The 13,614-nt window shown below is 57.3% G+C and carries 13 protein-coding genes; 5 read left to right on the top strand and 8 right to left on the bottom strand.

From position 1 onward, the window contains the following. Positions 1 to 10 precede the first annotated feature (10 nt). Genes WF513_RS13590 through WF513_RS13570 form a run of 5 tightly spaced genes read right to left on the bottom strand, consistent with a single transcriptional unit; the run spans position 11 to position 5,597 of the window. Complete coding sequence (locus WF513_RS13590; RefSeq protein ID WP_339079918.1) at positions 11 to 1,120, bottom strand: MoxR family ATPase; 1,110 nt, start codon at positions 1,118 to 1,120, stop codon at positions 11 to 13. Then, positions 1,117 to 2,343, bottom strand: a complete 1,227-nt coding sequence (locus WF513_RS13585; RefSeq protein ID WP_339079917.1) for a DUF4350 domain-containing protein — start codon at positions 2,341 to 2,343, stop codon at positions 1,117 to 1,119. Before WF513_RS13585 ends, WF513_RS13590 begins: the two co-directional genes overlap by 4 nt. Continuing rightward, positions 2,340 to 3,911 carry a DUF4129 domain-containing protein gene (locus WF513_RS13580; protein ID WP_339079916.1) on the bottom strand — a complete coding sequence of 524 codons (1,572 nt, stop codon included), beginning with the start codon at positions 3,909 to 3,911 and terminating at the stop codon, positions 2,340 to 2,342. The genes WF513_RS13585 and WF513_RS13580 overlap by 4 nt, the downstream gene beginning before the upstream one ends. Next, positions 3,898 to 4,878: a stage II sporulation protein M gene (locus WF513_RS13575; RefSeq protein WP_339079915.1), complete on the bottom strand. Its 981-nt coding sequence runs from the start codon at positions 4,876 to 4,878 to the stop codon at positions 3,898 to 3,900. Before WF513_RS13575 ends, WF513_RS13580 begins: the two co-directional genes overlap by 14 nt. Next, entirely contained in the window at positions 4,875 to 5,597 is a 723-nt protein-coding gene (locus WF513_RS13570) for an RDD family protein (RefSeq protein ID WP_339079913.1), read from the bottom strand. Before WF513_RS13570 ends, WF513_RS13575 begins: the two co-directional genes overlap by 4 nt. 213 nt (positions 5,598 to 5,810) lie before the next feature. Here WF513_RS13570 and sbcB point away from each other — a divergent pair, with 213 nt between their 5' ends. Further along, entirely contained in the window at positions 5,811 to 7,241 is a 1,431-nt protein-coding gene (gene sbcB, locus WF513_RS13565; RefSeq protein ID WP_339083583.1) for an exodeoxyribonuclease I, read from the top strand. A 118-nt stretch (positions 7,242 to 7,359) separates the two neighbouring features. Here the strand turns inward: sbcB and mvaT are convergent, their stop codons facing one another. Then, on the bottom strand, positions 7,360 to 7,734 hold the full coding sequence (gene mvaT, locus WF513_RS13560) for a histone-like nucleoid-structuring protein MvaT (RefSeq protein ID WP_339079912.1): 375 nt from the start codon (positions 7,732 to 7,734) through the stop codon (positions 7,360 to 7,362). 325 nt (positions 7,735 to 8,059) lie between these two features. On the opposite strand from mvaT, the gene purU reads away from it, so the two are divergent. Genes purU through WF513_RS13545 form a run of 3 tightly spaced genes read left to right on the top strand, consistent with a single transcriptional unit; the run spans position 8,060 to position 9,591 of the window. Next, entirely contained in the window at positions 8,060 to 8,911 is an 852-nt protein-coding gene (gene purU / locus WF513_RS13555; protein ID WP_339079911.1) for a formyltetrahydrofolate deformylase, read from the top strand. 39 nt (positions 8,912 to 8,950) lie between these two features. Continuing rightward, complete coding sequence (locus WF513_RS13550) at positions 8,951 to 9,373, top strand: CBS domain-containing protein (protein WP_339079910.1); 423 nt, start codon at positions 8,951 to 8,953, stop codon at positions 9,371 to 9,373. A gap of 29 nt (positions 9,374 to 9,402) precedes the next feature. Next, entirely contained in the window at positions 9,403 to 9,591 is a 189-nt protein-coding gene (locus WF513_RS13545; protein WP_339079909.1) for a hypothetical protein, read from the top strand. A gap of 42 nt (positions 9,592 to 9,633) precedes the next feature. On the opposite strand, the gene WF513_RS13540 is transcribed toward WF513_RS13545, so the two are convergent. Then, positions 9,634 to 11,511 carry a methyl-accepting chemotaxis protein gene (locus WF513_RS13540; protein WP_339079908.1) on the bottom strand — a complete coding sequence of 626 codons (1,878 nt, stop codon included), beginning with the start codon at positions 11,509 to 11,511 and terminating at the stop codon, positions 9,634 to 9,636. A gap of 147 nt (positions 11,512 to 11,658) precedes the next feature. Here WF513_RS13540 and WF513_RS13535 point away from each other — a divergent pair, with 147 nt between their 5' ends. Then, positions 11,659 to 13,158, top strand: coding sequence for a helicase HerA-like domain-containing protein (locus WF513_RS13535; RefSeq protein WP_339079907.1), 1,500 nt, complete (start codon positions 11,659 to 11,661; stop codon positions 13,156 to 13,158). A 57-nt stretch (positions 13,159 to 13,215) separates the two neighbouring features. Here the strand turns inward: WF513_RS13535 and WF513_RS13530 are convergent, their stop codons facing one another. Continuing rightward, positions 13,216 to 13,428 (bottom strand): hypothetical protein, encoded by a 213-nt coding sequence (locus WF513_RS13530; protein WP_339079906.1) that lies wholly within the window; start codon positions 13,426 to 13,428, stop codon positions 13,216 to 13,218. Positions 13,429 to 13,614 lie beyond the last annotated feature (186 nt).

Genomic DNA, 13,614 nt, shown 5'->3' with positions numbered 1-13,614 from the left:
AATGCGTGCTTCATAAGCGCGGTGCCGGAACCTGGCTGAGCAGCTGTTGCAGCACTTGATCAACCGACAGCCCTTCGATATCCAGTTCCGGTGACAGGCGCACGCGGTGACGTAGCACGGCCAAGGCGCAGCCTTTAATGTCGTCCGGGACCACGAATTCGCCGCCGCGCAGCAGGGCGCGAGCACGGCCACAACGCACTAAGGCAATCGAGGCGCGTGGCCCGGCACCGATAGCCAGACCAGGCCAGGTTCGGGTGGCGCGGGCCAGGCGCACAGCGTAATCAAGCACTTGCTCGTCGATCGGCAGGTCACTGGCAATTTTCTGCAATGCCAATACATCGCGTGCTTGCAGCAACGTGCGCAGCGGGGTGACTTCGAGCATGTCAGCTTTACTGGAGCGCGCTACCTGGCGAACCATATTCAGCTCTTCATTCTGCTCGGGGTAGTCCATGCGCAGCTTGAGCATAAAGCGGTCAAGCTCAGCCTCGGGCAGCGGGTAAGTGCCTTCCTGCTCGATCGGGTTCTGCGTGGCCAGTACCATAAACGGCAGTGGCACATTGAGCGCGCGACCTTCTAGGGTCACTTGCCGCTCTTGCATCACTTCCAGCAGCGCTGCCTGGGTTTTAGCCGGGGCACGATTGATTTCATCCGCCAGGAGCAGGTTGGTGAACACGGGGCCCTTGCGCAGTTTGAATTGCTCGCTCTGCAAGTCGTACACCGCATGGCCGGTAACGTCGCTGGGCATTAAGTCCGGGGTGAATTGGATGCGTGAAAAATCGCCGCCAAAGCAGCGCGCCAAGGCACGCACCAACAAGGTTTTACCTAAGCCTGGAACCCCTTCGATGAGTACATGGCCGCCGGCGATCAATGCGCTGAGCACGTCATCGACCACGGCGGGTTGGCCGATCAGGGCTTTCTGCAATTCAGCGCGCAGTGTCTGAGCCATCTTGCTGGCGCGTTGGCGCTGAACATTCGGGTTGGCCACGGCGGCGGCTGGAGCGGCGGGCGCTTCGGGCGCAGGCGCAGGCACAATAACCGGCGCTTCAGGGGCAACGTGCTCGGCGCCTAAGGCAGTCGGCTCGAGTGCGTTATCTGGCTGTTCGGGTGTGTGTTCGCTCATAGGGCATTCCTGAGGGTTTGCAGGTTGGCGACCTGGCGGGTGAAGTCGGCGGCGGTCAGTCGTTGTGTAGGCGACGGCCGCATGGCTTGGCTGATAACGCGAGTAGGCTGGCGGGTCAGGCGGCTAAGGATCTGCCACTGCTCAGCCACGGCGAGGCGCTCGAAGCCGGGATGACGATGGCGGGCGCGACGCTGGATGTCCTGTTGCAAGCCTTGCAGCAGGCCGTGCTGGCCGTTATGGCGCAGGAGGAAGTCCGCACTGCCGCGCAGGTGTTCCTGCAACTGCCGGCGATGTCGGCTGGCAGGCAGCAGCAAGGGGCCCTGACGCATACCCAAATGCCAGAGGCCGAAGGCTAACAGCAGCGCCAGAGCAACCAGCGCGTGTGGGAAGTGTTCAAGCAACTGGCTTAACAGGTCATCGCGGTCAGCGCGGAAGAGCAAGGTGACGTTGCTGTCTTGGGTCATGTACCAGAGCAGCCAGGCGTTGTCGTATTCGCCAATACCTTGGTTCTGCCAGATCCAGCTGTCGCTGACCACGCTGATTAGGCCGTCGCCATGGTAAAGCTGCAGCAGATGGGTAGCTGCATCGCTGTTGGCCCAAGCATGGGCGCGATTCTCGACATCATAGAGGTGAAAGTCGGTGTCGAAGTTGAAGTAGGCCGGCGCGTCTTCGTTTTCTAGGTAGAGTTGGGTCAACTCTGGGTAAGCGCTGCCCTCATCAGCGGCAGGCGCATCTAACTCTGGCTCGGTCGGCTGCTCGGCGGAGGCGTGTTTGTCCGGCGCTGCGCTGGCGTCCTTATCGAGTGTTTCGCTCTCGTATTGCTGGATGCCCAGTGAGTCGAGCAGCAGGTCGCCGCTTTTGCCGTCTTGTTCATCCCACAACCGCTCGGCGACGAATAACAGATGACCGCCTTTGGCCGCCCAGGCCAATAGACGCTCAGCTTGCTTGGGCGTCATTCGGTTACGGTCACCCAGCAGCAGCAACGTTTGCCCGGCGCTCGGCAGGTCTTTGAGGACGGCCAGACCATCAGCGCGCTGCACGTTTAAGCCCTGCTTGCGCAGGAACTGCTCCGCCGCTAAGTAAGGGTTGGCGCGCGCTTCAGGAGTCGGGCCGTGTGCAATGGTTTCTTCATAGGGCGTGAGCATGCTGAGCAGGTAGATGCCGATCAAAGCAAAAATCAGCAGCAGGCTTGCGCCGAGTGCAAATTGCAAGCGCCGGCTCATGCCTGTGGCCCTTGTTCAAATAACTGTCGCCAGGCATTACACAGCCCTTGCTTGAGCGCGGGCGGCGGCAGCGTGTGGCCATAGGCGAGGTTCTGCCAATGCCGGGTTAACACCTGACTGAAGTGGTTGAGTTGCTTTTGCTGCAGCGTTTGCACCAGGTGCAGCACTTCAGCTTCGGTGTGCGCGCTTGTTAACGGCAGGCGTTGTTCATGCAGCAGGTGGCTGAGCAGTGCGCGATACAGCAGGCTAAGGGCTGCTCGCGGTTGTTCATCCCAGAGCCGTTCAACGTCACCGGGAATATCCGCAGGTAGACTTTGCGGCGCAACGTACAGACCAAACAGTTGTGGCGGTGGTGGCTGCCGGTCTGTGTGCGGCAAGCGCAGGCGCCCGGCAAAGGCACTGAACCAGTCGCGATAGCGCCACAGCAACCAGGCGATGAGGCTGAATAACGCCGCCCACAGCAACACTTCAAAAAATAGGGCTACGGCGTCGATGCTTTTCCACAGTTCGGTGAATTTGAATAAGTGTTGGAGCAGCTCTGCCAAGGCTTTGCCGTCCTCCTCGCTGGGCGCTTTGGGCTCGTCACCAAGGCGCCAGCGGGTCAGTGTTTCGCGGTGCTCGAAGGGCGGTTGATCGAGCAGTTGGGTGATACCTTGCTGCGCTTTGGAACTGCTCAGAGGTTGCTTGAGTAGGCGCTCGGCCTCTGGACCCATAGGGTCTTCAAGCGGCACAGCGCCATGGCTGGTGGCAGCCATGGCGTTGCTGGGGAGCTGCATAAGCAGCAGTGCGCAGCCGAGCAGCAATGCGTAAGCCACACCATTCAGTCGTTGGCGCAGGCGGCGAAATACCAGCTCGATATCCCACGCTTCCAGCGCCGTGCGCCGATTTAGGTACAGGGTGAAGCCGCAAGCCACGTAAATAGGCCCCCAGAGAATCAGCAACACCACATAGAGAAAGTTGGACAGGTGCTCCAGCCACAACCAGTCACCGCTGGCTGCATCAATCAGGCTTTCCCAGCTCCAGTTCAGCTCAATTTGGGCCGGTAACAGCAGGTAGAACAGGCTGATGATGCCGAACCACAGCGCCATTTCTAGGTGCACGCCAACGATGGTCAGCCAGCTGGCGCCGCCCGCATCGCGTTGGCCGAGCACAATCAGGCGCTGGCTGCGGACCTTGCCAGACAGACCTTCGAGTTGTTGCACGGGCAGGTCGAAGCTGCGCGTCGGGCTCAGCCGGCGCCACGTCAAGCTGGCCAATAGCTGTGGTTTGAGCAAGCCGGGCAGGGCTTTCAGCGCGTGCTTAAGGCTCGGTGTATCGCCAAATAAAGCGTGCGAGAGGATATACAGCGGCAGGCGTTCATAGGCCGGCTTGAGCCACCAGAAAATCAGCAGGGCGATGCTTGGGTAATCCCACAGCAGCAGGCTTAACAGGGCGAAAATGGGCACGGTCACCAGTGCCCAACTGAGCATCAACAGGCCGGCTTGTTGTTTGGCTAACAGCACGCCGAGGTCAACGGCTTCCCAGGCACTGCGCGGGCGAATCACCACGCTGGCGTCAGTCAGGCGCATGCGCACCTCGACCCGCTAACAGCAGATACGCCATGACCAGCAGCCAGAGTGCAGCGCCGACTGCATATTTGACGTGATGGCTGGCCAGGCTCATGGATGACCAGTAAGCCTCGATAAAGGCAGCCAACAGCAGAAACACAATGACGCCGCCGACTAACCGCACGCTGGTGGCGGCAGCGACCCGCAACGCTTCGCCGCGCGGCAGGCGGCCGGGCACCAACAGCGCCCAGCCAAGTTTCAGCCCCGCCGCGCCGGCCAGCGCAATGGCGGTGAGTTCGAATGCGCCATGCCCCACGACAAAAGACCAAAACGTTTCGCCGTAACCGATCTGCGTCAGATGGCCAGCCACAGCGCCAATCATCAACCCATTAAACAGCAAGAAGAACAGGCTGCCCAGGCCGAACAGCAGGCCGCTGGCAAAGGTCTGAAAGGCAATGCCGATGTTGTTCATGATGTAGTAGCCAAACATCATCCAATCATCGCCGGAATCGCGCTCACTGAAACGGCCGATGCGCCTAGCGTCGGGGTCGTACATCTTTTCCATCTCAGCGACTTGGTCCGGGCCCATCACCCCGTAGACCAGATCGGGGAAGTGGAACACCAGCGTGCCCATCAGCAGTAGGCTGCCGAAAAACAGCAAGCCGGCGGCGGCTACAAAACGCCATTCAGCCCTGACCAACCGCGGAAAACCAGCGAGGATAAAGCCCAGCAGTTGGCCGCCCAATGGGCTGCGGTGACGGTAGAACTGCTGATGTCCGCGCATGGCCAGTAGCTGCAACTGCTCGACGAGAAGGCTGCTATAACCCCGGCTCTGCGCCAGCGCAAGATGCTGGCACAGGCGCCGATATGCACTGTCAAAGTGTTTACATTGCTGACTGTCCGCTTTGCCGCGCTCAAGCGCTTCAATCTGCGCGCTGAACGCCTGCCAATCAGTCTTATGCTGACGTTCAAACAGGCTCTGTTTCATGTTGGGCCTAAAAGACCACGGGCGATGCCGTGGATCTGCTCTTCGGCCTGGGCGGCGGGCACATTTAATGGCTCGGCAATAAGGCTTGCCAGCTCTTGGCGACGTGCACTGGAAAGCCCCTGCGCGCGCTCGGCAAACCCGAGCACGGCGCGTTGTTCGTCTAAGCTCATGCTGAATGGCGCCCTGAGAGGCTCGGCGTGCGGCAGTTCGGGGGTTACCGGGGTGTTATCGCGGTAGACCACTAATGTGCCAGCGGCAATATCACCCAAGCGTTTAAATGCTGGATGATTGAGACACGTGAGAATGCCCAAGGTGTAGCCGAAAGGCAGAATATCAACGAAACGCAGCAGGTTGCGGGTCAGTGAAGCTGCCCAACCAACGGGGGTGCCGTCGTTATGGATAACCCGTAAGCCCATCAGTTGTTTGCCGGGTGAGCGGCCTTGGTTGAGCACCTCAAACAGCACCATGTACCACCACGTCACCAGAAACAGCAGGAGGGTGCCCAGGCCCATACCGAACTGGCCAAGCACTGCCAGCACAGTAAACAGCACGCCGAGCAGCACTCCACGAATCATCAGGTCGATAGCAAATGCCAGCGCGCGAGGTACCACGCCCGCCGGGCGCAGAATAAGGTCGATGCCTTCCGGCGTTTCCACCTTATAACGGGTGTCCAGTAGCGGGCGAAGGGCAACTGAGGCAGAGGGGGGTGTGAGCGACATCGGCAAGCTGCGTCGAAGAAACCACGATGCTAGCCAGCAGCAAGCCGCTACGCAACCGGCTCATTCACAAGAGTCGATGCAACCGGGCTTTTTATCGCCAATGAGTGGGGCATGCGCCCGCTAACAGTCAGCCAGATGAGCAAAGGGCTGCGCCTGTCTGCGCGTTGGCTGCAGGGTGCTAGACTGCCAGCGCCTCAGCATCAGGACGTTACTGTGACCGCTAGCCTTTTTTGGTACGACTACGAAACCACTGGGATTGACCCGCGCCGCGACCGACCGTTGCAAGTCGCTGGAATCCGCACCGATGAGCAGCTCAATGAAATTGCCGAGCCGCTGAATATTTACTGCCAGCCCAGCGACGATATTCTGCCGCACCCAGCGGCTTGCTTAGTGACGGGCATTACCCCGAGCCAGTTAGCTGAGCATGGCCTGGACGAAGCTGAGTTTATGCACCGCGTGCATGATCAGCTGTCGCAGCCGGGGACGTGCGGCGTGGGTTACAACAGCCTGCGCTTTGATGATGAAGTGACGCGTTACAGCCTGTATCGCAATTTCTATGACCCTTATGCTCGTGAATGGCAGGGCGGTAACAGCCGCTGGGATCTGATTGATCTGGTGCGGACCGCCTATGCCCTGCGTCCAGAAGGCATTGTCTGGCCTGAGGAAGACGGGCGGGTCACGCTTAAGCTGGAGCGCCTGACTGCTGCCAATGGCATCGAGCATGGCCAGGCCCATGATGCCTTGTCCGATGTGCGCGCCACTATTGCGCTGGCGCGGTTATTGCGCAGCAAGCAACCCAAGCTGTACGACTACCTGTATCAATTACGCAGCAAGCAGCGGGTGCAAGAGCATATAAATTTATTGCAGCCGCTGGTGCATATCTCTGGGCGCTATGCAGGAGCGCGCCATTATTTGGCGGTGGTGTTGCCCTTGGCTTGGCACCCGCGTAATCGCAATGCATTGATTGTCTGTGATTTGCATGCGGACAGCGCACCACTGCTCAATGAGTCGGCGCAAACATTGCGCGCACGGCTCTATACGCGTCGTGATCAATTGGCTGACGGTGAGTTGCCGGTGCCGTTGAAGTTGCTGCATATCAACCGTTGCCCGGTTATTGCGCCGATGAGCGTATTGCGCACACAGGACATTCAGCGACTGCAACTGGATATACCGGCTTATCAGATGCAGGCTGAGCAATTACAGGCCAACTCTGCGCTGTGGCAAGACAAGCTGATTGAGGTCTATGGCGAAGAGCAATTCGCGCCTAATCAAGATCCGGAACAACAACTCTATGATGGCTTTATCGGCGACCGTGATCGCCGCTTGTGCGAGCAAGTGCGGCGTGCTGAACCGCAGTGTTTGGGCGAGAGCGTTTGGCCTTTTGATGACAGCCGTTTGCCTGAGTTGTTGTTCCGTTATCGCGCGCGCAACTTTGCCGCGACCTTAAATGCACAGGAGCAACAGCGCTGGCGAACCTTCTGCCAACAGCGTTTGAGCCTGCCGGAATATGGCGCGCCCAATACCCTTGCGCAGTTTGAGCAGGCCTTGGCGGCGGTTTTCGCCAGCGCGGATGCAGGCCAACAGGCGATGTTGCAGCAATGGCGTGCTTACGCTGAGAAACTGCGCCAGCACTATGATTTATGAAAGGCTGGAGGCGCGTGGTGCCGTGTTGCCAGCGGGAGGGCGCCTGCGAATTTAACCCACAAAAAACGCCAGCATCGCTGGCGTTTTGATATAGAGCAGTCGTACAGATGCGGCAGGCTTAGTCCAGCAGGGTTACCCAGCTTTCAACAACATCACCGCCCCACTTGGCTTTCCACTCTTTCAGCGTTTTGTGGTTGCCACCTTTGGTTTCAATCACTTCGCCGGTATTCGGGTTTTTGTACTGCTTAACTTTGCGAGGGCGCTTGGTGCCAGTGGTTTTGCCGGCGCGGGTCGGTTTAATGCTTTTGGTATCTGGGTCGAGCATGGCAATGATGTCACGCAGCGATTTTTGGTACTCGCCCATCAGTGCGCGCAGTTTGCCTTCAAATTCCAATTCTTTTTTCAGCTTGTCGTCTTGTGACATGTTCTTCAGACGATCTTGCAGTTCTTTGATGGCTTCTTCTGTAGCGCGGTATTCATTAATCAAGGACATATGGGGTACCTGTGTTAGAAAGTGGCAATTAAGTGGCAGTAATAGTAGTCAGGCACTTTTCACAAGTAAACTGCTTTGTTGATAATTTTTTACAGGTTGTATTGTTCTATTACCGGATGATCATTTCTCTTGTAATGACAGGCGTCTATTTCATCGGCTAATTAGTCGGTTTGTCACGTCACTTTTCTTAACTATGAAGCGTAAGTGTCACAGCTAACCGCTGCTATTTAACCGTATTGCAGCTGTGGCAGGTCTGCATGAGTACTGCAGTTTTTTCCTTCTGTGACTAGAATGGCCGACTTTACTCTGAGAGCTGGAACCCTTGATGCGTACTTTTCGATTGGTCATTGCTTGCCCTGATCGGGTCGGGATCGTGGCTAAGGTCAGTAACTTTCTGGCCACCTATAACGGCTGGATTACCGAGGCCAGTCACCACTCGGATAATCAGAGTGGTTGGTTCTTTATGCGCCACGAGATCCGTGCCGACTCGCTGCCTTTTGACCTAGATGGTTTTCGTCAGGCATTTGCGCCAATTGCCCGTGAGTTTTCCATGGAGTGGCGGGTGACTGATTCAGCGCAGAAAAAGCGGGTGGTGCTCATGGCTAGCCGCGAGTCCCATTGTTTAGCTGATTTGCTGCACCGCTGGCACAGCAAGGAGTTGGATTGCGATATTCCCTGCGTCATCTCTAACCACGATGACCTGCGCAGCATGGTGGAGTGGCACGGTATTGCCTACTTTCATGTACCGGTTGACCCGCAGGATAAGCAACCTGCGTTTGACGAAGTGGCCCGCTTGGTAAAAGCCCATGCGGCTGATGTGATTGTATTGGCGCGTTATATGCAGATATTACCTGCGCCACTTTGCGCCGAATTTTCCCAACGGGTTATCAACATCCACCACAGTTTTTTGCCGTCGTTTATTGGCGCCAAACCCTATCATCAAGCCTCGTTGCGAGGGGTTAAGCTGATTGGCGCAACGTCGCACTACGTCACCGAGGAGCTGGATGCCGGGCCGATCATTGAGCAAGACGTGGTGCGCGTTAGCCACCGCGACAGCATTGAAGAGATGGTGCGGCTGGGTAAAGACGTCGAGAAGATGGTGCTCTCACGTGGTCTACGCTTCCACTTGGAGGATCGAGTGTTGGTGCACGATAACAAGACAGTGGTGTTCGACTAAGGTGCACGCTGCGGTTCAGGTCAATACAGGATTTTACTGATGCTCAAGTCAATCAAAGTACGTGATTACATGACCCGCAATTTGGTGACGTTTCGCCCTGAAATGAACTTGTTTACGGCGATTAATCGTTTGCTAGAACACCGAATATCCGGTGCCCCCGTAGTCGACGGGCAAGGTCATTTGGTGGGTTTGCTGTCGGAAGGCGACTGCTTGCGCGGCATTCTTTCCGGTGCCTATTACGAAACGGCGGGCGGTGATGTCAGTGCCTATATGACCACTGAGGTTGAGGTGATTTCGCCTGAGGCGGACATCATCGAAATCTCCGAGCGTTTTCTGCGCGGTCGACGTCGGCGTTTACCGGTTGTTGAGGCCGGTCGCCTGATTGGTCAAGTCAGCCGCAGTGATGTGTTGCGTGCGGTCAAAGAGTTTGCCCAGCATGACGAGGGCCATCCGGGCGCTTAGGTAAAACGCAGGCACTGCTTGGAGGTCTTATGAACGATCCGCTTGAGCGCGCAACCGCGACCGCACCTGCTGTTTTAGGTGAAGGCTGCACCCAGCGTTATGACCCGCAGGCGTTAACACCTGAGCACGGCACCGAGTTTGCCGAAGCGGCCGAACTGTGGCGGCAGCTGCAGCAAAGCCAGCAACCACCGCCCAGTGAGCACGATAAGCCGAAATAAAAACGGGGCGCTCATTGAGCGCCCTATTTGTTTGCCGCTGAGTTAAATACGGAAGCTATCAACCAACTGCTTAAGACGACTGGCCTGCTGCTCCAGATCGCCACAGGCGCGCAGGGTGGCGTTAAGATTTTCCACGCCTTCTTGGTTGAGGGTGTTGATTTCGGTGATATCAACGTTAAGCGACTCGATCACTGAGGTTTGCTCTTCAGTAGCGGTGGCCACCGACTGGTTCATGCCATCGATCTCGCCAATGCGCTCGGTCACGCTGGTTAGGCGTGAGCCGGCTTGGTTGGCAATCTCCACGCTTTCTTCGCTGTAACGCTGGCTTTCGGTCATGGTGATAACCGACTCACGGGAGCCTACTTGCAACTCCTCAATCATTTTCTCAATTTCTTGCGCCGATTCTTGGGTTCGATGGGCCAAGTTACGCACCTCATCGGCAACTACGGCAAAGCCACGACCGGCTTCCCCGGCGCGCGCGGCTTCAATAGCCGCGTTGAGCGCCAGCAGGTTGGTTTGCTGGGAAATGCTTTTGATCACCTCAAGAATCTGCCCGATGTTCACCGTTTTACTGTTGAGGGTTTCGATGTTGCTGCAAGAGGCGCTGATCTTGCCCGACAGCTCATTCATTGCGCGGATGGTTTTTTCCACGACCTGACGGCCGTCTTCAGCCAGGTGACGGGCATCGGAAGCCTGGTTTGAAGCATCGGCTGCGTTGCGTGCAATCTCCTGAGCGGCAGCGCCCAGTTCGTTAATGGCCGCGGCCACGCTATTAGTGCGGTTGGCCTGCTCGTCGGAGTTGATCATCGAGGAGTTGGAGGCACCCACTACCAGCTTGGCCACCTCGTTAACTTGACTGGTGGCCGACGACACTTCGCGGATGGAGCTGTGGATACGCTCGACAAACTGGTTGAAGGCTTTACCCAGGCGACCGAACTCGTCATCGGATTGAATGGCCAAACGCTTGGTCAGATCACCCTCGCCCTGGGCGATGTCTTCCATGGCTTTGCCCATCACATTCAGCGGTTGCATCAGCACGCTGATGAGCATGCTCAGCAGCAGTATGATCAGCGCCACGGCAATGATGGTGGCCACAATCGCTGAGGTGCGAAACTCGCTGAGCGCCGCGTAGGCCTTGGCTTTGTCGATAGACAGGCCGATATGCCAATTCACCGAAGGCAGGCCTTTTACTGGGGCGAAGGTGAGGATGCGTGCCTCGCCATTGAGTTCCGCTTCGGTAAAGTCGCCGCTGATTCGTGGGGTATTTTCTGGGTAAACCTCGCTGATATTTTTCATCACCAGAGATTTATCTGGGTGCACCAAAATTTTGCCATCAGCACTGACTAGAAAGGCATAGCCCATGCCAGAAAAATCCAACGAGTTAATGATATCGACCAACGTGTTGAGGCTCAGGTCGCCGCCGACTACACCGGCAGCTTTAGCGGGCGTGGCGATGGTGATGATCAATTCGTTGGTGGCGGCATCGACATAGGGCTCAGTCAGGGTGCTGCCACCTGCTGTCATGGCATCCTTGTACCAAGGGCGAGTGCGTGGGTCGTAACCTTCCGGCATGCCGCTGTCAGGGCGCATGGTGAAGCTGCCATCCGCGCTGCCTAGGTAAGTGAAGGCAAACGTGGAAGCCAACACGTTCTGCTCCAGCAAGCCGGCAAGGGGCTCAGGGGAAGCGTCGCGGGCCACCGATTGCGCAACGTTTTCCACCAGCAGGATGCGCCCGGACAGCCAGTTAGAAATGTTGCTGGCCGTGACATTACCCATTTCCTGCAGATAACCTTCTAGATCACTCTGAATGGCTTTGCGCTGCAGGTAATCGTTGTACAAGGTGAACAGCGAGAATGCTGCGATCACCACCAGCGAGGCAGCCAGCAGAATCTTGTGGCTGAATTTTAGGTTTTTAGTCATGGTTTCTACTTCCGGTAGGTTCGGGTATCAGTCATATGCTGATCAAGACACTTATGCTGGTGAAGACGGTAGTGGGTGTCGCCTGTGTGCGGCATGGTTTCTGTGTCGGCATTTTAGTAGTAAAGCTTTAACCACGGAGATAACAAGATGGCGCAAACCGATCAATTTATTGTGGGTGCGGGTGCTGATGGGCTGCCAGTGGGGCAGGCGTTACGCCTGGCTAATCGACACGGGTTGATCGCAGGCGCTACTGGCACAGGTAAAACCGTGACCTTGCAACGGCTGATCGAAACCTTCAGCGATGCCGGCGTGGCCGTGTTTGCGGCTGATGTAAAAGGTGATCTGTGCGGGCTAGGTGCAGCAGGTGCGCCGCAGGGTAAAGTGGCTGAGCGGATTGCCAGCATGCCCTGGCTTAACCACCAGCCGATGGCCTATCCGGTTACTCTGTGGGATGTACACGGCAAGAGTGGTCATCCGCTGCGTACCACGCTCAGTGAAATGGGGCCTTTGCTGCTGGGCGCGCTGCTGGAGCTGACGGACAGTCAGCAGGCCGCACTCTATGCGGCGTTCAAAGTGGCAGATCGCGAAGGCTTGTTGTTGCTTGATCTGAAAGACCTCAAAGCTCTACTCGCTCACCTGAAAAGCCACCCCGAAGTGCTGGGTGATGACAGCGCGCTGTTTACCTCCACCTCATCACAAGCCCTGCTGCGCAAATTGGCCGGTCTTGAGCAGCAGGGCGCCGACGCGCTGTTTGGTGAGCCGGCGCTGCAACTGGAAGATATCCTGCACCCTGACCGTGATGGCCGTGGGCGCATTCACCTGCTGGATGCCAGCCGTCTGGTGCATGAAGCGCCCAAGGTGTATGCGACTTTTCTGCTCTGGCTGCTGGCCGAGTTGTTTGAGCAACTGCCGGAGCGTGGCGATGCCGATAAACCATTGCTGGCGCTGTTCTTCGATGAGGCGCACCTGTTGTTTGCCGATACCCCCAAGGCATTGCAGGCACGACTGGAGCAAGTGGTGCGGTTGATCCGCTCTAAGGGAGTGGGGGTGTATTTCGTCACCCAGTCGCCGGGTGATTTGCCAGACGATGTGCTGGCCCAGCTAGGTTTGCGTATTCAGCATGGCCTGCGCGCTTTTACTGCAAAAGAGCAGAAAGCCCTGCGTGCAGTGGCTGACGGCTTCCGGCCTAACCCTGCCATCGACACCTTGGCGGTATTGACCGAGCTGGGTATCGGTGAAGCCTTGGTAGGTACGATGGAAGCTAAAGGCACACCCGCCATGGTCCAGCGTGTGGCGGTTGCGCCGCCGCAATCACGCATCGGCCCGTTGAGCGAGGCTGAGCGCGCAGCGTTGGTTGCACAATCGCCGTTGCGTGGCCGCTACGATAAACCCATTGATCGCGAGTCGGCCTATGAGTTGTTGACCGCCCGAGCAGAGCAAGCCGCTCAGCAGGCCGCACCAAGTACGTCGGGCAAAGCGGCTAAACCAGCGGATGCAAATGGCGGTTTTGCCGGTGCTGCCGGTGATTTGCTCGGCGGCTTGGCCAGCCAAGTGATGAAAACAGCCATGCGTCAGGCGGCCAATCAGCTTGGTCGGCAACTGGTACGCGGTTTGTTAGGGTCGTTAATGGGAGGCAAGGGGCGTTAAGACAGCGGCCATCGTCAATTAGGCTGGCCGCCTACTCTGCAACCACGCAGCAAGGGGTCAGCCTGAAGCTGCGTCGGCTTTGCTTTGCAATTCTTTTTCGATTCTTTCCAGTTCTTTGTCAAACGCTTGGTCGAGAAGGTTAGCCTTCTTACGCCATGGCTTGCGCTCGGGGTCCGGTTGAGCGGCGTAGGTCATTACTTCCCCGCCGTATACATCCTTGTAACGCTGCGCCTGGCGCTCAAGTTCGGCGCGCAGTTCGTCTTTCGTCACGTAGTTACCTTAGATCTCAAAAAATGTAGGCTGACTATCAGGCAATCAGTCTAAACACCTGATAAAGGGCCAACAGGTTTAGCGTGCACACTTATGGGGCGGCGCGAATAGTTTGCAGGCTATTCCTTTGCCCATGTGCCCTTTAGTTGAAGTGACCTGAGCGAATAGTCAGGTGTGTGATCGGGT

The organism is Pseudomonas sp. TMP9, assembly GCF_037943105.1.
GTDB lineage: Bacteria > Pseudomonadota > Gammaproteobacteria > Pseudomonadales > Pseudomonadaceae > Aquipseudomonas.
Note: the sequence above shows the minus strand (reverse complement) of the source record. Positions and strands in the feature narration are given on the sequence as shown.